The 23,414-nt window shown below is 42.6% G+C and carries 16 protein-coding genes and 2 pseudogenes; 6 read left to right on the top strand and 12 right to left on the bottom strand.

Annotated features, from left to right (window positions below):
- Positions 1–241: 241 nt before the first annotated feature.
- Positions 242–892 (bottom strand): alpha/beta hydrolase, encoded by a 651-nt coding sequence (locus F0227_RS12110; RefSeq protein ID WP_171753464.1) that lies wholly within the window; start codon positions 890–892, stop codon positions 242–244.
- Positions 893–1,266: 374 nt separating this feature from the next.
- Here F0227_RS12110 and F0227_RS12105 point away from each other — a divergent pair, with 374 nt between their 5' ends.
- The 4 genes from F0227_RS12105 to F0227_RS12090 all read left to right on the top strand — a co-directional run bounded on the left by F0227_RS12105 (position 1,267) and on the right by F0227_RS12090 (position 6,170).
- Positions 1,267–2,529, top strand: a complete 1,263-nt coding sequence (locus F0227_RS12105) for an imelysin family protein (RefSeq protein ID WP_171753463.1) — start codon at positions 1,267–1,269, stop codon at positions 2,527–2,529.
- A 102-nt stretch (positions 2,530–2,631) separates the two neighbouring features.
- Positions 2,632–4,014, top strand: a complete 1,383-nt coding sequence (locus F0227_RS12100; protein WP_171753462.1) for a di-heme oxidoredictase family protein — start codon at positions 2,632–2,634, stop codon at positions 4,012–4,014.
- 10 nt (positions 4,015–4,024) lie between these two features.
- Positions 4,025–5,095 (top strand): imelysin family protein, encoded by a 1,071-nt coding sequence (locus F0227_RS12095; RefSeq protein ID WP_171753461.1) that lies wholly within the window; start codon positions 4,025–4,027, stop codon positions 5,093–5,095.
- Positions 5,076–6,170 (top strand): DUF1513 domain-containing protein, encoded by a 1,095-nt coding sequence (locus F0227_RS12090; protein ID WP_171753460.1) that lies wholly within the window; start codon positions 5,076–5,078, stop codon positions 6,168–6,170. The genes F0227_RS12095 and F0227_RS12090 overlap by 20 nt, the downstream gene beginning before the upstream one ends.
- Positions 6,171–6,442: 272 nt before the next feature.
- Here F0227_RS12090 and F0227_RS12085 read toward each other — a convergent pair whose 3' ends face one another.
- Positions 6,443–7,402, bottom strand: a complete 960-nt coding sequence (locus tag F0227_RS12085; RefSeq protein WP_253822086.1) for a transposase — start codon at positions 7,400–7,402, stop codon at positions 6,443–6,445.
- Between the two features lie 244 nt (positions 7,403–7,646).
- On the opposite strand from F0227_RS12085, the gene F0227_RS12080 reads away from it, so the two are divergent.
- A complete protein-coding gene (locus F0227_RS12080; protein WP_171753459.1) occupies positions 7,647–8,540 on the top strand; it encodes a LysR family transcriptional regulator in 894 nt (297 codons plus the stop codon).
- Between the two features lie 208 nt (positions 8,541–8,748).
- Positions 8,749–9,468: an SDR family oxidoreductase gene (locus F0227_RS12075; protein WP_171753458.1), complete on the top strand. Its 720-nt coding sequence runs from the start codon at positions 8,749–8,751 to the stop codon at positions 9,466–9,468.
- A 69-nt stretch (positions 9,469–9,537) separates the two neighbouring features.
- On the opposite strand, the gene F0227_RS12070 is transcribed toward F0227_RS12075, so the two are convergent.
- The 10 genes and pseudogenes from F0227_RS12070 to F0227_RS12030 all read right to left on the bottom strand — a co-directional run bounded on the left by F0227_RS12070 (position 9,538) and on the right by F0227_RS12030 (position 23,413).
- Positions 9,538–10,113: a class I SAM-dependent methyltransferase gene (locus F0227_RS12070; protein WP_171753457.1), complete on the bottom strand. Its 576-nt coding sequence runs from the start codon at positions 10,111–10,113 to the stop codon at positions 9,538–9,540.
- Between the two features lie 172 nt (positions 10,114–10,285).
- Positions 10,286–13,084 (bottom strand): annotated as a pseudogene (locus tag F0227_RS21965) (PLxRFG domain-containing protein); the annotation flags it as partial.
- A 216-nt stretch (positions 13,085–13,300) separates the two neighbouring features.
- Positions 13,301–15,637 (bottom strand): annotated as a pseudogene (locus F0227_RS21960) (LPD5 domain-containing protein); the annotation flags it as partial.
- A 3,255-nt stretch (positions 15,638–18,892) separates the two neighbouring features.
- The gene (locus F0227_RS12060; RefSeq protein WP_171753455.1) at positions 18,893–19,093 is read right to left on the bottom strand and encodes a hypothetical protein; all 201 of its coding nucleotides are present in this window, start codon (positions 19,091–19,093) and stop codon (positions 18,893–18,895) included.
- A gap of 42 nt (positions 19,094–19,135) precedes the next feature.
- Positions 19,136–19,906 (bottom strand): hypothetical protein, encoded by a 771-nt coding sequence (locus F0227_RS12055; RefSeq protein ID WP_171753454.1) that lies wholly within the window; start codon positions 19,904–19,906, stop codon positions 19,136–19,138.
- Between the two features lie 2 nt (positions 19,907–19,908).
- A complete protein-coding gene (locus tag F0227_RS12050; RefSeq protein ID WP_171753453.1) occupies positions 19,909–20,352 on the bottom strand; it encodes a hypothetical protein in 444 nt (147 codons plus the stop codon).
- Positions 20,353–21,375 carry a hypothetical protein gene (locus tag F0227_RS12045; RefSeq protein WP_171753452.1) on the bottom strand — a complete coding sequence of 341 codons (1,023 nt, stop codon included), beginning with the start codon at positions 21,373–21,375 and terminating at the stop codon, positions 20,353–20,355.
- A 1-nt stretch (position 21,376) separates the two neighbouring features.
- Positions 21,377–21,703: a hypothetical protein gene (locus F0227_RS12040; RefSeq protein WP_171753451.1), complete on the bottom strand. Its 327-nt coding sequence runs from the start codon at positions 21,701–21,703 to the stop codon at positions 21,377–21,379.
- 10 nt (positions 21,704–21,713) lie between these two features.
- The gene (locus tag F0227_RS12035; protein WP_171753450.1) at positions 21,714–22,319 is read right to left on the bottom strand and encodes a hypothetical protein; all 606 of its coding nucleotides are present in this window, start codon (positions 22,317–22,319) and stop codon (positions 21,714–21,716) included.
- A gap of 56 nt (positions 22,320–22,375) precedes the next feature.
- Positions 22,376–23,413 carry a DUF4376 domain-containing protein gene (locus F0227_RS12030; RefSeq protein ID WP_171753449.1) on the bottom strand — a complete coding sequence of 346 codons (1,038 nt, stop codon included), beginning with the start codon at positions 23,411–23,413 and terminating at the stop codon, positions 22,376–22,378.
- Position 23,414: the final 1 nt, after the last annotated feature.

The following is a 23,414-nucleotide window of genomic DNA, read 5'->3' as shown; positions in this document are numbered from 1 at the left end:
TGCTGGTTACAAACATGGATATATTGAACATGAGCGTCCTTCGGGCAAAGCCCTAATGGACGATCACCACCTTCCTAGAAGGTGGTTTAAGGGTTGAAAACAAACTAAAGGAGCCATCATTACGATGGCTCCTTTAGTTTTACTCTCTGTTGATTACTTTTTGCTCTTGAGCCAAAGGATATCGCCTCACCAAGACCGAACAGAGCAAATTCTATTTCATGACCAGCTAGATCATCGCCAACTAGATTTCCATTTCATCGATACGATTCTCACAACGAGCGGTACGTTGTTGCTCATTTTCATTTTGTAAATCAAGTACATCAACCGTACTTAGATGAAAGCGATTAATCTCTTCCGCAGACATCCAGTGCATATTTTCTGAATCTGCTTTTTCCAGAGTAAACCAGTAAAACTCAGCATCAATGCCTGCTTTTTTATAGAAATCCAGATACATTTGATGCTCGCTTGCATCGCGTGGCAACTGACCACCTTCAACTAGCTCACCTCCTTCACCCATCGCCCAGCTATGCACACCGATACAGGCTCCCGGTTCGATCACTCGCTTCCGGCTCATCAACAACATATCCGTTCCGCCCGACGCAACATACCCCTCGGCCGGCACAATCAGAGTCAACTGGTGATCATCAATGACCTTATAAACATCTGCTAAAGAACTTTCATCATCGATTGAGCCCGGAATCCCTTTTAACACCAAGGTATTTACTGACAAATTATCAGCCAGTTCCTCAGACAATTGAGACGCCGTCGCCCCATCAATAACACCTGTCATGGTAGAAATACTGCCATCCGTATCCAAAGTTACAGGCGGAATAAACATACTTTGACAACCACTCAGCGCAACAATAACGCTGACAATACTTAAATTTTTCATTTATAAAAACATCTACTTATTAGGAATAACAGAGCTGAAATAACGAGACAAGAATAACGGGACACACACCTATTCATGCAGGACACACACTTATCCATTCGTCACCAACATCACGACTACTTGAATCAAATTATAAGTGGTTAATCTTCCGTTGTGTGTAAGTGAACGTAAGCTTAAGTAAGGAGGTTATCTCTGAGGCTGATTTTGAAATAACTAGTTTTGAAATAGCTACTCAACACACCATCAATACAGATTTTTTATCAGTAAAGTTGCAAAAACGTATAAAGTTTGTATTATGCGTGTTGCTGCGAATGTTAATGATAACAATTCGTAATTACAAATAATAAATTTAATGCTCAACAAGGATGCCTCAGATGAATGCAAAAAAGGTACTAGTCCAGTCTATTACTGCATCACTACTCATTGCCAGCGGCAGTTCACTCGCTGCTAACGTAACTAAACAACAGGTAGTTGAACACTACGCAGACGTTGCTCACGCCGTTTATGCTGACTCGTTAACCACTGCAAAAGCACTAGAAATGAAGATCGACCAATTTCTAGCTTCTCCTTCAAAGGCTAAGTTTGAAGAAGTAAAACAAGCTTGGTTTGATTCTCGCGTACCATATCAACAGTCTGAAGTATTCCGTTTTGGTAACGCCATCGTTGATGATTGGGAAGGACAGCTTAACGCATGGCCTCTTGATGAAGGTCTAATCGACTACGTTTCTTCAGATTACCAGTATGAACTGGGTAATGAAGGTGCGGCGGCAAATATCATTGCAAACACAAGCCTAACGGTGGGTGCCACTCAACTAGACGTATCAAAAATCACTCCGGAATTGATTGCAGATCTTAACGAAATTGGAGGTTCAGAAGCCAATGTAGCCTCTGGTTATCACGCGATTGAATTCTTACTGTGGGGTCAAGACCTTAACGCCACTAGCGCAGGTGCCGGTCAACGTGCTTACACCGACTTCGTTGTTGGCTCTGACTGCACAAACGGCAACTGTGATCGTCGTGGTGAGTACCTTCAAGCTGCCGCAGAGCTTCTTGTTCAAGACCTTGAGTGGATGGAAAACCAGTGGTCTGAAAGTGTAAAAGACAACTACCGTCAAGAACTACTGTCAGATTCGGCGGATAACGGTCTTCGTAAGATGTTATTTGGTATGGGCTCACTATCTCTTGGTGAACTTGCTGGTGAGCGTATGAAGGTGGCGCTAGAAGCAAACTCAACAGAAGATGAGCACGACTGTTTCTCAGACAACACTCATAACTCTCACTACTATAACGAACAAGGCATTTACAATGTCTACACCGGTCTTTACAAGCGAGAAAACGGTACGCTGTTATCTGGTCCTAGTATCGCCGATCTTGTTGCTCAAAAAGATAAACAAGCAGCGAAAGAAATCCAAAAGCAGTTTGATAAGACTCGTAACCAAGTAGGGACTCTTGTCTCTTCTGCTGAGAAAGACAATCAGCACTTTGACCAATTAATCGCCGCAGGAAACACTCAAGGTAATGCTCTGGTAAATGAGTCTATTTTTGCCTTAGTCGCACAAACGAGTGCCATTGAAAAAGCAGCGGCTATCGTTGGTATCGACAGCTTAAATCCAGATACTGCAGACCACGAATTTTAATCAGCTAAAACAATAATTAATCAGAGGGCTCATTCGGAGCCCTTTTGCTGTTTAAGTTCGTTGTAATCACACTAGAAGTAGACGTATTAATAGAGCAATAACATGAAAACATTCTTTATTCCCGTGCTAGCCACGATTCTTTCTTTCTCTGCTATGGCCTACGACATAAGGTCGGGCGGCAAAACCAGTGTAAAAAAGCAGGGTGCTAATGCTTACTCACTACCCGCCGCGAACCTGCCACTAAGCAAGCGCCTAGACTTTAGCGTTGGTAACAGTTTTTTCAGAAATCCTTGGGTACAGGCACCAGCATCAACAGAAGCACGTGATGGATTAGGGCCACTATTCAATACCAATGGTTGCCAGAACTGCCATATCAAAGATGGTCGCGGACACCCACCGGAAGAAGATGATATTCACGCAGTATCTATGCTGGTACGTTTAAGTATTCCAGCCATGACACCAGAACAGAAAAAAGCCTTCATTATGGATGGCAATATTCCAGAACCAACCTATGGTGGTCAATTGCAAGATTTTGCACTGCAAGATCAAACGCCAGAAGGCGAAATTAAAATTACTTACACCGATGTGCCTGTTCAATTCAAAGATGGCACCACGGTAACATTAAGAAAACCTAAGCTAGAAATCATCAATCTAGGCTATGGCGAGATGCATCCTGATACTCAGCTTTCAGCTCGTGTAGCACCTCCAATGATTGGCCTTGGCCTGCTGGAAAGTATCCCTGACAGCACACTGCTAGAGTGGGAAAGTGCAGGCCGTAGCAGTAGCGATGGCGTTACAGGCAAGGCAAACAAAGTCTGGGATGTAGAAAAAAATGATTTCGCCATTGGTCGCTTCGGCTGGAAAGCTGGTCAACCAAACCTAATGCAACAGAACGCAGCAGCATTTAACGGGGATATCGGTCTAACAAGCCATCTATTCTCCAAGGAAAACTGCACCACTAAGCAAAGTATATGTAGCGACCTGCCTAATGGTGGTCATCCTGAAGTTAGCCAAAACATACTGGATTTTGTGGAGTTCTATAGCCAGCACTTGGCAGTCCCTATTCGCCGCAATGTTAAAGATCCTCAAGTTCAATTAGGTCAAAAACTGTTTGCCTCTTCGGGTTGCGAAAGCTGCCATAAGACGAACGTAAAAACAGCCAAACGGCCGGAGCTACCTGCTCTTTCTGAACAGCTAATTCATCCGTATACCGACCTGTTGTTACACGATATGGGTGAAGGTTTAGCTGATAACCGACCAGAGTACTTAGCGAACGGGACAGAGTGGAGAACCGCGCCATTATGGGGAATTGGCTACACAGAAGAAGTCAACGGCCACACTTACTTCTTACATGACGGTCGCGCACGCAACCTAATGGAAGCGGTACTTTGGCATGGTGGTGAAGCAGAAACGGCGAAACAGAATGTTCTGGCGCTAGACAAAAAAGATCGTGATGCTCTGATTGCGTTTCTAAACTCTTTATAAGGAAGCGAGCATGAAAAAGACTCTACTAACAAGTGCAGTACTCATGATACTGGGGATAAGTGGTTGCCAATCCACCCCTAGTAGCCAAAATAGCATTCCGGAGCAGACAACGAGTATTTCACAAGCAGTCTATGAGGTTCAATTTCAGTCCGCACAGAACTTTCTGCAACAGACCTCCTCACTGGAACAAGCATTCCGCGATTTTTGTTCTCTCGATACAAACGATACAAAAGGACAGGCACCAAAAACGATTCAGGGACAGGCACCAATAAAACAGCAATGGCACAACACAATGCTGGCATGGATGGCACTACAAGGCCAAGAACGCGGACAAGAAAAGGCATTGGAACAGAGCTGGAACGTGCAGTTTTGGCCTGATAAGAAAAACACCACAGGTCGTAAAATGTCCGTACTAATAAATTCGGAGACTAATTGGAGCGCCGAGCTGCTATCTAAACAGAGCGTGACGGTACAAGGACTAGGTGCTCTAGAATGGTTGCTGTATGACGACATTTCATCACTAAAAACCAGTAATGCCACCTGTTCGACCGGTGTAGCGATTGCCGAGAACCTGCACAACAAAGCACATATTATCGCCGAAGCATGGGCTACAAACCCATGGAAATCTCTGCAAGAGAAAGAATGGCAGTCTGAGTATATTTCATTAATCTCAAATCAACTTGAGTACAGCATGAAAAAGCTTAGCCGTCCCCTAGCCAATGTCGGTCAGCCAAGACCTTACTTTTCTGAGTCGTGGCGCTCAGAAACGTCACTGTCTAATTTAAAAGCCAATCTACAAGCTCTGCAAACCCTCTATTTTGCTAACGGGAATGGTCTGGATGCACTACTAAGAGATCAAAACAAAGTCCAATTAGCAGACAGAATAAAGAATCAATTTGATATTGCTCTAAGAACTTGGCCGGAAGATAGCAGCCTGTTTAGCGCACTACAAAGAAAAGAAGGTTACCGAATGGTACTTGCTCAATACAATAAGCTGGAATATCTGAAGTACCTTATTCATGAAGAAGTGGCTATCGAACTAGGCGTAATAATAGGATTTAATGCTACCGATGGTGACTAATACTAATCGACGAACCTTACTTAAAGCCGCTCTTTTTGGAGCGGCAACTCCGATACTCCCTTTTGGGTGTACCTCTATACTGGCTAACGACGCTAAACGCGAACCGGCATTGATTGGTTGTTCAATAATCAATCGCAATGAATATGCGGCTGTAGTAGCAGATGAGCATGGTCAGCCTCTCTTTAAATTACCCATCCCCGAACGTGGACATGGTGTAGCTACGAATCGACAAGGACACGCAACGGTTATCGGTCGACGGCCAGGTACTTTCTTCATGGTATTTGATTACCACACGGAGCAAGTTATCAAGCTACAACTCGCCCAGCAAGCAAGACACTTCTACGGACACGGTGTTTACTCTCATGATGGTAATTACCTTTTTGTCACTGAAGGGGAAAAAGGCACCAGCAGAGGTATTATTGGTGTCTATGATGTGCGTGATCAGTATAAGAAGATTAACGAATTATCTGGCTTTGGCGTCGGCCCCCATGAAATCATTCTGATGCCTGATGGGGCTCTGGCAATTGGTGTTGGAGGCGTACACACCAATGGTAGACAACCTCTTAACCTAAATACCATGACGCCAAGCCTGAGCTACCTTTCTCAAGATGGCGAACTTCTGGATCAGGTTACATTATCAGATCATAAACTCAGCATCCGTCACCTTGCTCATGATGGTTCAGAAACGATACTTTGTGGACAACAATATCGTGGCGAACCGGATGAATACCCCGCATTAATCGCAATGCATACCCGCGGTAGTGGCATGCAAGAATTAAAAGCCGAACCAGAACAATGGGCTCGATTTAACCATTACATTGCTAGCATAGCAGCAACGGAAGAATGGATTTTAGCCACCTCTCCCCCAGGAAATTGCTATGGAATTTGGTCCAAAACAAGCGGAAAACTGGTTGAGCTGAATGCTTTACCCGATGCGTCAGGAGTCGTGGTCTATGACAATGAATTTCGACTTAGTTCAGGAGCAGGAAAAGTTGTTGAACAACTCCCCAACAAATCTAAAAACACCCGAACTAGCAGTGTCCAGTGGGACAACCACTGGTCTAAGGTCCTATAAAACATAAACATCGGGATAAACATCGGGAGGATAAACATCGGGACACACACCAAAAGAAAAAGAAAAGAAAAAGGACACACACTTTAAACTCCAAAACGTCATAATTATGCGATCGTCGCTTTTTCGTTATCGTTTCAGTGAAATCGCTAACAATTTTTCTGCCAAAGGAAAATATTACAAAAAATCAGCCTGCTCTGAGGAGTTGGAGAAATCAGCAATTCTCCAAGATGTAGACTTGTGTAGGTTGTTACGAATGAATTAAACATAAACGTTTATTCTAGGTGATAGATATGCATCTTTTTCTTATTCAAGGCGACCTTTGCTTTTGCAATACAGTCGGTACTGCCAATTGCGGACGAGCGAGTTTTTTCTAGTGCAGTACATACCGTTAACCAACGTGTTTGATTGAAGTTCAAACGCGTCAAAATAGGTGGAACGCTTTCATGCATTTTGGCTGTACCATCTCGACATGCACGCGCACTCCAATCCACGAGTTCAATATAATCTATTAATCGAAACGGTAGTCCTTCTATATGTTCTTTGCTTGAATTCCCCACAAATGGATACAAACAAGGCGCGGTAACCAGATCTTTATTGAGAGCATCAACTCTGGCCTTAATGGACGTAAACTCAGATGTTTCCGGAGTTTTGGCAACACCCGCTCGAATAGGATTTAAATCAACATACACCATAGCAGCCGCCAACGCTTTGTCATCCAACAGTGCCTGACTTTTGAATCGACTTTCCCAGAAATGCCCAGTGCAGTCATCTTCTCGGTTAGCTCGACAAGCAATATCGTAGTTGAGTTCTTTCATAAACCAACTCAAGTTCCATAACCTTTCTCTCCATGTTTCAATAAGTTTGAGGCATTGATTCTCCTCAGCTTGGCTAACCAACTGCATATTGAGCCAACGTTGTATAAGTTCTGGTAATTTGTGCTCGTAGCTCCAGCGTTCAACCACCTCATGACGTGACAGAGCCAGCGCTTTATCTTTATTAATGTGCAGCACTAGATGATAGTGGTTGCTCATGATGGCATAGGCACAAACGTCAATGCAGTAAACATGAGTAAGAGCGTAGATTTTTCGCTCAATCCACTCCCTACGATGCTCATAACTAGTATGTGTTAATTCATCTTCACCACACAAAAAACTGCGTCTTACACAGCGAGAAACGCAATGGTAATACGCAGTAGCATCAACGGAGATAAGTTGTTTCCTAGCAGTTGTCATAGTGTCAGCAAGCTCTATCATGAAAATTTAAATCACTCTAACAGTTATCACTCAACGGCATTGCTAGTGACAATGCGGAAATAACAAAATCAAACTATTTTAGTACTTTTGGTGTATGTCCCGTAGAGGTACTTCGGTGTGTGTCCTTGAAGTAAAGTAAAGATATTTTGTTGACACATGATGTTATAGTTAGCTTACTATTGCTTATAAGCAACAATGAATAAGATAACTAGGGACAGTCGCCATGTTAAACAGTGTCAATCTTGCTGATATTCGATCTTTTGTATTGATTGCTCAGTTAGGAAACTTCACCAAAGCAGCAGAAGAGCTGTCTGTCTCTCGATCTCATGTTTCTCGTCAAATCAGTGCGTTAGAAAAACAGATCGGGGTAACCCTGCTTACTCGCACAACACGCACTTTGAGTCTTACCCTTGCCGGACAACGTTTTTATCACCAATGTGAGAAGGCACTTAACGATATTGATCAGGCTTTAATTGCGGCAGTGGACGACACCAAGGATGTTCGTGGCCTTATTCGAGTAAACTGCGTTGGTGGCTACATAGGTGAAGCGATCATATCTCACTACATCGCTGAATTTATGTCTCTGCATCCTCAAATCCAGATACATTTGGACTTCAGTAGCAACCGCGTGGATCTTATCCAAGATGAATTTGATATCTCTTTTCGAATGGGTGAGATAGACGACGCAGGTTTTGTTGCTAAAAAACTCATGGATATAGAGATGGTGACATTAGCCAGCCCTAAGTATATAGAGAAATATGGCTCTCCAAGCCATCCGAAAGAGTTAGCCCAACACAACTGCCTGACAGGTTCGGTGAAACGCTGGAGTTTTCAATCCGTTGAAAACAGCCAAGATCATTACGATGCGAATATTGAAGGTAAGTTCGTCTGCAAAAATGGTCACGCTTTAGTTACCGGAGCACTGTCCGGTAATGGCATCATCCGCGTACCATTAATGTATTGCACTGAAAAAGTGGCAAGTGGTGAACTGGTCAAAATACTGCCTCAATGGCAAATTCCAGCAGTTCTTTTTTCTGCGATATACCACAAGGACAGGTATCAACCAAAACGCTTACGCACGTTTATCGACTTCATTAAACAACAGTTCGATCGCTAAATTGGCATATCCTGTTAGGTTTCTTAGATAGAGTACATCGGTGAAACATTAAACCCTATATATTACAATCGTTTGGGCGTATTGTTTCTCCTGTGCAACAGACTTTGAACTTAAAGGCTATATATCAATAACGCACGATTTCTTACTATGACTCCATCGCAACAAAAGACGTTGCTTATCTAATCAAATTGATAAATGGGGTATAAAAATGAAAAAGCTAATCGTTATTACAGGCGCAAGTTCAGGAATTGGTGAAGCTATCGCTCGTCGTTTAAGTGCAGCAGGCCACCCGCTACTACTTTTGGCACGTCGTATTGACCGCTTACAAGCACTTGAACTACCCAATACCCTATGTGAAAAAGTGGATGTGACAGATAGAGCATCATTTGAAGCCGCTATCACTAAAGCAGAAGCGACATTTGGTCCAACAGATTGTATCGTTAACAATGCTGGCGTTATGCTGTTAAGTGAACTGGATGTCCAAGATCCCGTAGAGTGGAAAACGATGTTTGATGTTAATGTCATCGGTTTAATGAACGGTATGCAAGCGGTACTAGCGCCGATGAAAGAACGCAAAAGCGGAACTATTATTAACATCAGTTCTATCGCCGGTCGTAAAACATTTCCTAATCATGCTGCGTATTGTGGAACTAAATTTGCTGTACACGCTATCTCAGAAAACGTACGCGAAGAAGTATCGGCGTCCAATGTACGAGTAACAACAATTGCACCAGGTGCTGTAGAAACAGAATTACTGTCTCACACTACCTCTAATGACATTATTGACGGTTACGAAGAGTGGAAAGATTCGATGGGCGGAGCTCTCGTTCCTGATGATATCGCTCGCTCTGTCGAGTATGCATACCAACAACCGCAAGGCGTGTGTGTTCGTGAGATTGTTATCTGCGCAACACGTCAACAGCCTTAATTAACTCTGACACTGCCATATGATAAAGCCTCGATAAATCGAGGCTTTATACTGCAATATGTCGACAGATTATTTTTGACCGAAGCCCATTACAACAGGCAATACTCCTTGCTCTGTTTCTATTTCAAACGGTTGTGAAACCTGAACGGATGAAAAACCTGCTTTACGCAAAGTTTTCTTCACGGTTTCAGTTGTCAATCCATCATCGTGGCTACCCGCTAGCCAATCCCAATGGATAAATACTCCACCTTTATCCAGCAATGAATAGACTAACGTCGCCGCTTCTTGATAATCATCTAAAAAGCCACAAACAGAAGAGGCTGTAACACAATCAAACTGCCCTCTAAATGCCGGGTGCTGTGCGATCAAGCCACGAGTCAGTTGATCAACCACGGGTTCTACGTTATCCAATAACTTTTTGTCCAGTTCTTCAATCATAGATTCCGAACTATCTAGCGCAACAATTTCCTTTGCGAATGGTGATATCTTTTGGCAAAGCAGTCCGGTTCCACAGCCAAAATCAATGACTCTTTTTCCTGATAGGTTCACCAACTTACTTAGCTCAGCAAATGCTTTCTCTGCAAATTCACTGCTTGCAGGATTACTTTCCCACTTAGCTGCGTATTTATCCCAATTATGAGTCATAACCCCTAATCCATTGATATTTTAAACTAAAAAATACAATCACAACTTATTTGGACGCAATTTGGACACAAAACAAGAAGTGAGGTTGGTCTTTATAATTTTGTAAAACCACTTATTTCAATACATTATACTATTTTCTATTGAGATTCATTACTTATCAAACGGTATCCGCTTAGAAAAAATCATACCTCTCCACCAACTGCTGATATTTAGGGTTTACACGAATACCACTGCTGGATGCTTTAAGGTTTCTTTGCCTAGTTTTGATGGAAAGTTTAAGAGACTTAGATGTGATTGGGTTTTTGCGGCCATACTCAGACTGGTTGAATTTAGCTATCTTACGCATCAAGTTCACTTTCGCTCGTTCATCTTTCAAACGATACGCACTGTAATACGCATTCATCAGCTTTTTCCTACGGTCAGTTATATCTGTCTGATAGTTCATGACGGCATTATTTTCATCATACTGAATATTTGCTCTGCCTGGTGTAAAGCCAATAGCTTGCCCTGTTAACTCAGCGACACTCATATCATCAACAATCACAGAGCCAGAACGACTAACAATGCCTCCCTCATAAATATATCGAGATGTTTTAAGCATGTCCTTAACCGCTTTGGGCATTAGCTTCTCACTACCTCGCATGACATTATCGTTAGAGATATCGGCTAACCCTTGCGCCCAAGATACTCCTACACCACCAAGAACAGGACCCAACGCCTGCTTCATATACTCTAAGTATTTTTTATCAGCATCCATTTCACGATTAATGCTTCTTACCCATAAGTCATTTAGTGAAATTCGGGTTGATATACTTGGTAGTGAACCATACCAAATGAGAGCTGCCATCTCTTTACCTACCATTCCTGACAACATGCTTTTCATTTCTGTTTCAGCATCAAAAGGATCATCGTCATCACCAAAAGCTGCTTGAGCCGCATCAATACTGGTTGATATAGCCCATAGAGGCAGTGCACCGGCACCACCAATAAAGAAAGTAGCAGCAAATGTACCTAATAACTGTTTTCGTGCTTGAGATTTAACTTCTGTAGACTCTCCTTTCAGGGACTTAGTCATATTCGACCACAAGTAGTAAGTCATATTCTGGCTGTACTGCTTAAACTGTAAAGCCACTGCAGCCATATCACTTTGCATAAATCGAGCTCGGTTTATTGAAGTGTAATCAAAGTGACTGTCCCAGGTATCCTTAACTGCTTGGTCAACAGCCTGGTTATGATCACCCAGTTTTTTCATGTTTAGCCGGTATGAGGTTAGGAAAGTGACTTCACGGTTAAATACTTCCGCGTGATGAAATGACCAACCGATAACATTCATTGCTTTGTTCCAGTTGCCTGAATATTTTGCATTAGGGTTCTCAGCTAAACCCACAAGATCAGCTGTTTGCGTAGTATCAATCACACCTTGTTTAATCGCCATTTTCATGGCCTCAAGTTCACTCCCCTTTAGAATTCGCCCTAATATCCCTGCGCTTCTATCCTTTTTACCTTTAGATGCTGCCTTCAAGAACTCTTGACTCGCTTTGAACATCTCACCACTGGCATTAGCCATTCCATGCTTAGAACCTAGTACAGGCAGCGCAACTTGAAGGTTCTGAGTCAAGTTCACAAGCGCAGCTGCAGGTGTAAGACCCAACATCCACCCGAAACCCAAGCCTGTGAGTTTTTGCGCCCACGATGACCGCTGAGGGTTATTTACCCACTCATGACGTTTACCTAGCTCTTCTGTCATTCGGTCCACCTCGACATGATTAGGCAGCTGCTCAGCGTACTTTTTTATCCCTTCAAGGTGATTATCCAAAATATCCATATGATCCAGTCTTGCTTGCTGGCGAGACTGTTTAAAACCATTGTCAGCTAATACCCTGATAGCATCCTGGCTAAAACCTGCTACCCCTTTACGGTGGATAAAGTTCTTTCTTAGAGAACGTGCAGGCAGGGTATTTAAATACATCTGATAAACCTGGTCGGAAAGAGTATCTGCAGTCTCCTTATTCATTTTAGTTTTACGAATTTCACTTATTACATCGGCAACAAAGGGCAACGTTACTTTCTCGCCACCAGCCAATTGTGCCTTCATTCCTGATTCCACGTGATAACCACCCCCAACCAAGCGTTCTTTAGCAGACTCCATTGCAGATTTTGTCTCAAACATCATGTACTGACGTTCACCATTCTCATCTGCAAAATCTAGCCAATAATCCCCCATTCTAGCCAATGGAAAGTAAAGTCCTTTAGCAGCACGTTCTTGTCGCTGTCTTAGTTTTGTGACCATCTCTTTGCGAGTCTTATTGTCTTGAACCGCTCGAGTAATATTCTCTTCCAGTGCTTTGTTCATCCTCGCTGATTGATCACGATAGTGGTCACGCATTTGAATAAATCGTTGCTTTTGTTCTTTAGATAGCCGGGCCCATTTCGGCTTCATCATAGTATGAGCTTTACGTCTGCTTGGCTCTTGTTTCAATAAGTCCCGCTCTTCTTTTAGCTCTTTAAATAAAGTAATTCCTCGTTCTGTATTCGCACCACCATATTCTTTAATCATGTTTTGCTTTTTAGCGATACTCTCTTTGAGCTCCAATTCTCTAGATTGAAACGCTTCACTTGGATCAACATCCGCTAATGTCGCATCGTGGGCAAACTCAAACAATTTATCGGCTTGCTCTCTATTTTCCTTTGCCCAATTAGAAAGCTCTTCAGATACCGTAGCCGCTTCTTCGGCCAGCGTATTTTGCGTCACTATCATGGAATTAATTTCTTTTTGATATTCATCAATCATTGTGCCAAGTGGTTTATGAATATAGCCTGCGACTTCTCCTATCTGTCGAAGAGTTAATAAGGCGTATTTGTTTCGAGCGACTGCATCAATTGGCTGACCAATAACCGGCACACTCATTAATGCTTCTTTAATTTTCTTCATCAAACTGCCCTGCTTTGCTGCTAACAACTGGTCAGCAGAAGGCAATTTATCTTTTGAATATTTAACTTCTGAGTTCGTAGTCCCTGGCGTATCGTCTTTGACAATATCTTCCTGAGTCAGTATATTTTCAATAGAACCTCGATTGGGTTTGTCTCCCTTAGGCGTATTACCTTTGGTCCACAAGCCTTGATTACCGCCCTTGGGCAATTGGAGCCCTCGCAGCCGTAACCAATCGGGGTTTTTACTTTTCAAATATCTAGCTAGTCCCTTATCTATCCACCTTTGGTATTTTCTGTCTGATTTTCCATACACACTTTTTATTGAATGAACAGATAATGCACGTTCTTCTTTAGTGTTAACTTGAAGAGCAATCATGATTCGATCGTTTCCTTCAAAAGCTTCCACCAAGATATTCTTATCTCCATTATCATACTGAGCTTTGTTTGTTGCCGGGTCTGGGTCAAATACAGCAACTGGATCATTGATTAACTCTGGAAGCTGCTCAATAACACTTAAAGGGACATCATGCTTTACACCATTAGTCACCTTTAGAATCTTATCTTTGGAAATGACAATATCGCTGCTATCTACACCTATCGCCTTTAGAACATCGGGCGTATCCATCACCTTCAAAGGTTTAGGTCGGCTCATCTTATTGTTGATATACCGGTACAAATCAGCCTTGAAATCTCCTCGCCCAAAGTACTGGTTATTCACTTCACGAGAGTAGGCAGGAAGCAAGCCCTGTATAAACTGTTCGCCGTCAGAGCCGCCTGAATAACTTACCTCAACATTTATCGGAATATAGACAGGCTCACCGGCACTCTTATTGGCAATGGTTCGGGCAATATTGTTTAGTTCGGCTTGGGTTATATCTTGCTGACTCATTAGCCCAATACGCCGCAACACTCTAGCTATGATGGCAATCGCTTTATCTAACCATGCTTTTACTCTCGAATCAGAGATGTGTTCATTAGCATAAGCTATTGCTTCTTCTGCCTTGATATAGTCAGATTCATCACCGTATACCTTTTCAACATGCTCCCAGATCCCTTGAAGATGTTTACTGTTTTTCGTCTGGTGAACTAAATTAAGCAGCTCATAAGACTCGTCGTCCGACATCAGTTGATCTAACTTGTAATGTGTTAGTACTTCATGTCTTAATTTACGTTTTAGATCTTGAGTATCTTTGAGGTTTTCTGCCACCAAATACACCTCTGCGTCTCCATAAAACGCATTTATTTGGTCATCATGTTTGAAGCCAAGAAATGCCTCTGCATCTCTTTGTGTCGCAAATACATTGATTGGTACTTCATTGAGGTTATGACGTTTCTTCCAGCCATTAACAAAGAGCTCAGCTTGTTTTTTCCCCATACCCTTACCAGGCGTTTTCTCTGATAGCGACTCTAAAGAATAAAGAACATGTCGACCCGTTTCTTCATCGATGCTGCTGTACATCTTTTCAAATAAGTTAGAAAACGCATACGAGAGTCCATTATCCAACTCTTCTTTAGTTGGGTAAGGATAGGTTTCAAGATCGGCTTTATCTTCAGGAATAACATTTGCCAGATAGTCATTAGTAATGCCATTGATACTATTTTGCTCTATTACCCACGCCTCAAATGAACGCGCCAGTTTTTCAATAGTCGTATCCCAGTATGGCTGACTGCGAAATTTGTCCCGCTCAGAAGATCGCTCATCCACTTTGGTTGCATCAACTGCTTTTCTCAAATCGAGAAAAGCTTGCGCTATCTCTTCACGGATTTGTACCTGTTCAACTCTGGGATTCTCCGTTATCCAATCACTATAATGACCATTTTGCTTACCAAAATAGTTATCCAATGCATGAAACCATTCATGAGCTAGTGACCCCATGCCACTTTTCTTGGTTAGGTTAATAACAACCTGCTTAGGTTCATAGTGCGCTGCAGCAGGGTTTCTGCCACCTATTCCTCTCGCCCCAAATGCAAGCCCTAGTTCACCATTTAGCGATAGTGCCTGAGTGGGAACCCCTATCAATTTGGCTAAATCCACCAGCGAATCATACGCATCATTCAGATCTTTTTGTCTGCGCTTACCTTCCACCCAGTTACCAAATTGGACGCCCCTAAACTGAAACTTGTTGGCAAACATTTCTGGTGTAACATCAACGGTTCGTCCATTCTCTCCCTGGCGAATTCGGTTTTTATCTGTTCTCAGTTCTCGACTCAGCTCTTTACGTACCGCAACAACTTTACCTTCAAGCATCGATAGGTTTTCTTTTAAAAAATCTGCAGCTTCTGAGTAACGACTAAAACCCGTTTGAATATCGACAACTCGACTTCCTACTTTGGCACCTATGATCACTTTACTGCGATCGTATCGATTGGTGTAAATACCCAGATTGGCTTTAGATTTTGATTTGGTTTGTTTTTCTTTTTCTGTTGGTACATTTTCTCGAATGAACGCCAAAGCCTTTTCTTTAAACTCTTTTTCAGAGCTTACTTCTAGCTTGTTTCGATACTGCTTCTTAAAACTAAATATATAGTTGTTATTAAAGGGACTTTTACCCAATGAGAAGTGAGGCAGAGCATCTATTTCCTTAAATGTCATCTCTTCAGCAAGATCAACCAGCATCTTTCCTGTAGGTGTGGCCATAGTCGATAGATCTATATCGCTCTCTGGGTTATCCAGTACAGTTTTAAACACGACTCTGGCATGTTGAACCGCCTGTACCCATTTTTGTAACCGTATGCCATATCGACCCTTTGCTGGGATACTTCCTCTAATAAGACTCATCAACACTAAGCTAGATTTTGATACACCTTGCTCATGCAGTTTTTCATAATTAGGTTTAGGCACCAACTCTGATAATGACTTTCCTTTTAGTTCATGAGCCTCAATCTGCTCATGAATAACATCGCCAAATTTCCCCCAGTTGTGTTTACGCGCACCGGCTAACTCCTCACCAAAGTCTTCTATCTTTGTTCCAGGAGCTTTCTTATCTGGAAATGATTGATCATTTTCATTCTCAGCTTGCTTCTTCGTCTGCTCACTGCTCAATTTTTTCTGTTTTATCTGCTCATCAAGTGAAGCGGTTTTTGTTGAAAACTTGTTTGCTAGATTACGAATACTATGCTCAAAGCTTTTTTTCACTTCTGGCAAAGAGACTGTTTTTTCATCTATCTCAAGAACGGTATCGGCAGACGCTTCAAGCTGCTCATTTACAGCCTTAATGGTCTGCGTAATTTCATTCTCAATAAATTGTTTCGATTCGGCAGATTGCATATAGTCTTCAAATAATTTCTCAGCTGACTGCCGTCTTTGAATGTTATCTGGGTTATGTGCTTCTCTTTGAGCTTGCTGCTTTACTTGTTTCTCATAAGCCTGAAGACGTTTCTCACTGTTTTGAAACTCACTAAGCACAGCATCAGTATCAAAACCTTTTGCTCTCTGTATTTTGCGTCTTAAACGTTTAGACATTCCTTTCGTTTTTGCAGTAATTCCTGAAAAGTCTTTGATTGGTTTTATACCTTCTTCACGTAACTTCATTGAATTAGGTCGGTTGGAATAGCCCGATACAGGAGTATCTATTCGATTCTGGATCCCTTGCACTTTTTCATCACGTATTTCAGCTTGTTGATGTGCTTTATCATAGGCAAAACTTTTCGTTACCGGCTTTCCCTCAACTTCATCTATCCAATTTGGATTTGCCTGCGGCTCTGGCTCCCGGGCATTACGCTCTGCTTGCGCTTTAGCTAGTAGTGCTGCGTTTTTAGCTTCTTGTTCTTTCACCGATAAAGCTTGGTCAGAGTCTGCTTTATTAAACTCTCTGCCTTTATCATCATAAGGCTCCGCTTGATATTTATCCTTCTTTGGCAAAGCTCCATCGTCCATTAACCGACGATATTCATTTTCTACCAAGCGATCTATTAATACTTTATTACCCTGATCTTCAGGAAGCAGTCTCGCAATAACTTGTTCTCGTATTTGCTTTCGTTTCTTGGCTGCACCGTTGGCATGACTTAAGCCATAGCGCTCTACTGAACGAGCCTGTTTTCGCGCAGGGTTATCTCGAGCAGCCATGCTTTTTTTATTTCGCAGTTGAGTATCTGTAATGGCGGTTTGAAGTGGGTCAATGGACAGTGACCTAGCCTGCTCTGCTAAAGCGATATATTCGCCCTCCAACTGCATTGCATCTTCTTCTGAAACCGTTGTATCCATCAGCATGGTCTCAATTTCTTTTGCGCGTTGCGGATTGAACGCCCTGGCGTACTCAATAATCTCCTGGTCTTGATTCCTCTCTGGCAGTACACCTTTATTGACTAATTCGCTACGAGTTGACGTTAGTCGTTTACTCTTTGGTTCTGCAGTACTATCCGTATTGCCCGTCTGTTCAACAGACTGGGTAGGCTCTACCAATATCTGTTCACTTTGTCTTTTTGCAGCTTCAGCCAAAAGGTCTGTTGTGATTTTTTCTTGATGATTATTTAAAGCAACGGCATCTTGCTCTGCCAATGCTTGTGCAAAGCTGGCCTTGGTATCATCGAGGTGATTAAGCTCTGTATCTACAGGGCTATTTCCAGTGATTGGTTGTTCAACAGCTCTTTCTTCAGCTGAAGGGGTCGGTTTTGTTTGCTCCTGCGGCTGAAATTGCTCTGCAGTTGATTGAGGTAACGCTTCAATAGGTTTGTGTCGATACCCTTCTACACCACCACTGGCGGCTCCTAATACACCACCAATAATGGCTTCATTTGCAGCACTTGCTGTTACTCCATCCCAAAGGTCATGATTTTGATTGATAAGATTTTTATAGTTTTCATTGGAAACAAACTGCTCCATGCCACCTTGACCAGCTTCTTGAGCACCTTCGGTTAAGAAGCCTTTTAATAATCCAGACTTTAGTGTTTTACCAGGTTCCAATACATTGCCAGTAATACCAAAACCTCGGCCACCTAATGCACCAGTTATTCCGCTTAGCGCATTCGCTGTTGTTAATTTTGGACTAAAGAATGCATTTTCTGCCGCTTTTTCAGCCAACATGAACCGAGCCTTTTCACCCAATTCGACGTCTGTTATATGCTCATTTTCTGGATCATCACGCATGTTCCAATAGAGCTCACTAAAGGCCGGAGAGTCTTTCAATGTGTTCCAATCAAGGTTTTGGTATTTCTCACGCTCTCCGTTAGCCACCATGCCGTTGCCCATCGCAACACTAATACCTGCATTGGCAACCGCATTCTTTGCTCGACCTTTAAACCCAAGCTCTGCCGCCTTTCTTTTTGCACTGGCTTCTAAGGCTTCTTTTGACACCTGCTTACCAAGCATTTTAACGCCCGTTTTGACACCCACTTTGGCGATACTACCGACACCAAGCCCTGTCGTTAGAAAAGAAGCAACCGTTCCTACACCCTGCCCCATGTAGTTTACCCAAGTACGAACATTCCCAGCCCCTTCCCCCAGAGTTAAACTGCCATTTTCATCTTGACTAAAAATTCCCTGAGTCAGTGAGTTCTGGCCCTCTTCCGACATTTCATTGATTTGGCTATTGGCTCTATCCATCAAAAAATTTCTGACACCTTCACCCGATCCGGTTAACTGATTAATGGTTTCAGCATCACCCGCGATCCCCTGATACCATCCACGTTGAACACTATCAATAAAATCACCCAACACCCCTTGATTATTTCCTTCAGTAGTCACTCCGACTTCTACATCGTGTAATGGACTGCGATACATATGAGTTTTCCTTACATACAAAAAAAAGCCCCGCACTAAGGCAGGGCATAAAATTTAGGTATAAAAAAAGCCGACTCATAAAAGTCAGCTTGGCATCTTTGGGCTAATTAATCCCAGTCACAGGATTAGTCAATTGCCCCATAACACTATGGCCAGTTTTAATGATTCATACATTTCGACAACAGCTGGCCAACCACCACCGGTATACTCCACTAATGCTCTATATTCTGGTGCAAACGCAATCAATACACCTTTAGAAAGCATAAAAGAGATAAAAATAAGACTGATCCAATACAGAGGCTGTTGGTACCATTTATAGAGCAAAGACATAGAACTTATCACATCATGGGTAATAGCATTAGTATAGCAAAGCTAGTTAAATGGTCTCACTGTTAAGCCGCTATAATCTGCCGTTTTTTGGCTTTGTCCTACAGGAGAACGAAACGACTCTGCTATTCGATTCAATATACCTGGCGTTCGAGCCTTGTACTCATGAGTCATTAGCGACGTAACCTGTCCATCATCTCTTCCATCCAAGGTACTGGTACCCATTGGCGTATTATTCCGACGCCTAGGAGAAATGAAAGCCGTTTCAGTATCCTCACGTACCTTTTCTGAAGGAGTTGTTTCTATATTAAGTTGATCGGAAAATAGGTCGAAGCCTTGCTTACGAATATTTGTTAAAACGCCCCCAAGCGTACTCAATTTAAGCACCTCAGAATTATTAGACATATAATCATCTAACCGAGCATACAAAGGTTTAAGCATCACCAATTTCTCTGCATGAGTAGACATAGTATTAGAATTGATTTTATCTATTTGCTTAATTATGTCAGTAGCATTCGCATCAAAATCACTCACTAGTTTTGCCATTTGAGCACCTGATGTTTTCTTACCATTTTCTTTGGCTAATGCTAACCTAAATGCTTGCTCATCTTCTCTATCACTAATCTGATCAGCTCGCTGCTTTGTATACAGCTCATCTTGATCTGCTTTTACTTCCTCTCTTCTTGTTTGCCAGGTCGCATTGGCTTCATCGATGTCAGCCTGGCGCTTACGTTCATCAATGACACCATCTGCATTTTCATTAATGGCTTTGCCACCACCTGCGACTAAAGCACCTAAAATACCACTTAAAGACATAACTACATTTCCTGCGCTTGAGGTTCAGCCATTGGTTGAGATTGCCCTTTCATATCCTGAGTTAGCTTTTGCAAAAACATCTGGAAGGCTTTAATTTCATCTTCTGACAATACACCTTGGCCCATATCCAAAATGAGCTGCATAGCCACTAGAAAAACGGAGCTCATCGCTTGATCCAACTGTTGTTCATTTAACCCGTACTGTTCAAGCAATTGTTGAGTAAGGTTCATTGCGCTTTGCAACACAACTTGAGGAGGAACAGACTTACCATTCTCTTTAGCAGAAGACAGCGTGGCAAATATCGACCCCGCCACCATCGTTCCAATGGTATGTGCTGGATTTTTTGGATCAGGTGATGCCCCAGATTGCTGCATACTTCGCTGAGCCAATCCGTCAAATTGCTGCTGCATTTGTTGCTGGCCTTGTTGTTTCATTTGGTTGATCATTTATAAACTCCAACTGGTATCAATATCTGATATCCACGCAAATTGTGGCTTTGAGGGTATTTGAGAAGGATTGAGATTAGGCATTTTCATAGCAGGCAAAATACCCGACGAACGTCTCCCACTATCGCCAGAAGATGGCTCTCTCGGTACAGATGTGATATCAACCCCTTTACTCGCCAAATAATCACGGTTCTGGTTCTTATAGCTTTCCAAACCAACCACATCGTCTACCATACCAAGGCCAATCCCAACTGTAGGCGTATTAAGCGCATTTGAAATAGATGCCGCACCAGCGCTTCCTCTCGCGGCAGAGTAGGCTGCGCCTGCTCCAGCAACTGTTTTACCAGTTGAAATCAAACCATCGCCTTCCATTTTGCTCTTCATATTACTTTTAAGCTGTTTTTCCCAGTCAGTATCATCAGAAGTCCATTCTCTAACGACTTCGACACCCTTCTTCGCTACAGCGCCTCCAAAGGGCACACCCGATGCGGCACTGATCATGCTTCCTACTGCATCGGCTGCAATATCAGTGTGTTTCTCATCAATGGCTTCTTTTGCATAATTAGCGATATCCTGTTCGCCTTTTTGGTAACTTGGTCTTGCGGAGAATGCATCATTAGGGGTATAGCCAAGTTTGGCTTCTTCTTTAGTAGGTGGCCTAAAATGAATAGACCCATAGTTGCTAAAGTCGCGATGCTTCATTTTGTCCAACACGCCGCCACTGGCCAGAGTTGTTTCATTCTCAGCGGACTGTTTATCCAACGCCTTTTTTGCATCGTCCTCTTCTTGAGCTAATTTTCTGGCTTTTGCCCGCTCTTTACGTTCGGCTTTTTCCTTTGCTTCTCGCGCTCGCTTCTCAGCCTCTCGGCGTCTTTTTGTTTCTTGTCTTGATACGTAATTACTTTCTCTGCGGTTGCGATCACTTTCACTACGACTCTCGTGTCGTTTTTTACCAATTGAATTGTCAAAACTCTCACGTGACATACCGTAAGAACTTGCGCCACCTATCGGTCCATAGCTCATGCTACCCCCTTGTTTTTAATCTAGCGAGCAACCCACCACCAGTTAATGCGCCTTTTTCACCACCGATATTGGCATCAAAGCGAGTATCAATGTCAGTGGCCCATCCGGTACGTTTATCTTTGACATTTTGCTGATGATCCGAAAATTCTAAGCGGTTTTTCTGTCTCAATTTTTCTAGGTCCACATCTTGCGAGTACTTTCTATCCTGCAATGCAGATTGAGCCATATAACTGCCGACACCAACAGCAACCCCACCAAATAACTTGCTGGTTTCAGGGTTACTCTTAAACCAATCCATTGTTCCGTTAAACATGCTTGTAAAACTCATAGTTGCCTCATTAGATCAAATCGGGAAAGCTTGTCCAATCTTGCTTGGTGGTGTTTAGATTGCTGAACATATCTTTAATACTGCTTAATTGTTCATCGCGTTTTTTGACCAAATCCGTTATGGCATTTTTCTTTTGGTCTGCTGGAATCTCAGATGCCTGTATATCTTTGTAGGCATCCATAAACCCTGTACTCATGTTACCCACCAACTTGAGGTACTCTCCGACCGTATTAGCTCGAACACTGTCTTCTTGCATTTTCTGCTGATGGCGTTGTTGATCATCTTGTAAGGTCGTTTGTTGCCTCTGTTGTACATTTTGCTGTGCCATTGGCAATGCCGCATCCACCATTGCACGTTGAGCCGCTTCAGAGCCAATCGTGGAGTTTTGCAGGCCTCTACTTGCTGCACTACGTAGACCATTCGCCTGAGCGCTACGCATTGCCAATGAGTTCTTTCCTGTAATTGTCGCAACCTCATCGGCAACATTCAGCGTTTTAGGGGGGCTTTGTGACGGCGTGGTTTGAGTGGGAATGGCATTATTTACTTGTGCATTTTGAGTTTGAGGTGACGTAGCAACACCTTTCACTCCAGATTGCATGCTGGATATGATGCTCATAATTAACCTTTATTAATAAAAGAAAAACCAGCAAAAGCTGGCTTACAGGAGTGGATTTACCAACCTATAGGATAGGCTTCTATTTTTTGAATAGCGTCAGCATCATCTGAAGTGACAGAGGCTATTTCTGACACCTCTTTTTTCATCACTCTTTGTCGATCATGAATCTTAAAGCCTTGCTTTAATATCGCTTGATGAATCGCTTTTAGCATGTCTAGGGTAAATGGCGTCTGATCAATATTGTTTGCATCTGTCCAGTAGGGAGGAGCGTAATTTGATAACAAGTCAGACTCAATTCTCTTTCTTGAGTTCGGATCAGAGTTCCATAGAACCCCATTGACCTCAACAGTACTTACAGGAGACAACTCTTGTGCATCACGCCATAGCGATATTAATGAGTGTGCTTTTTTAACGACTAAATCAAGCTGAGTCACCCACTTACCGTTAAGCCACCGTTGAACCTCTGTTGGTTCATCTAACGTGTAACCATTCGGCACGGGGCCCAACTCCATCACTGTTATTGCCGACTTATCTTGCTTGCTGTAAACCTGTTTACCGATGTAGTTTTCAACCTGAATCCAATCTCCAGAATCAAGACGAACAGCATGATGAGCAGAGTGAGGGTTGGGTGGTTTCTTCCAGGTACAATTACTCGGTAATTCAAAATTCAATTCGGAGACAGTAAATGGGTTGGCGTCACTATCCCAATAGGGTTTTCCCAATAAAATAGGAAACACAGCCCACTTTCCATCTCTATATAGGACCGTTTGTTTCGATTTATCATATTCGGGTGGAGGATCAATAATCGCATTTTCTGGTCGATCGCCAATTGGTTTCCCAACAACATACCCTTTACCCGATTCATCCCAGAACTCTAACAATGCGTTGTTTTTAAACTCAGTCCACACATCATTTTCTTTGTCATATCGCCCTATCATCCCTTCTTTTGAAGGCACATAAATCGTCTCTGTGAACTCATTTCCTAGCGCGGTACCTTTAACAACATGCTCGTTAAAGTTGCCCATCCACCAGCCTTCAGCATCAAAACGAGAAACATTCAGCAGGATATCTTTACGTTGAAATGAATGTTTCATG

This window comes from Vibrio sp. 99-8-1 (assembly GCF_013114595.1).
GTDB lineage: Bacteria > Pseudomonadota > Gammaproteobacteria > Enterobacterales > Vibrionaceae > Vibrio.
This window is presented reverse-complemented; position numbering and strand designations above follow the sequence as displayed.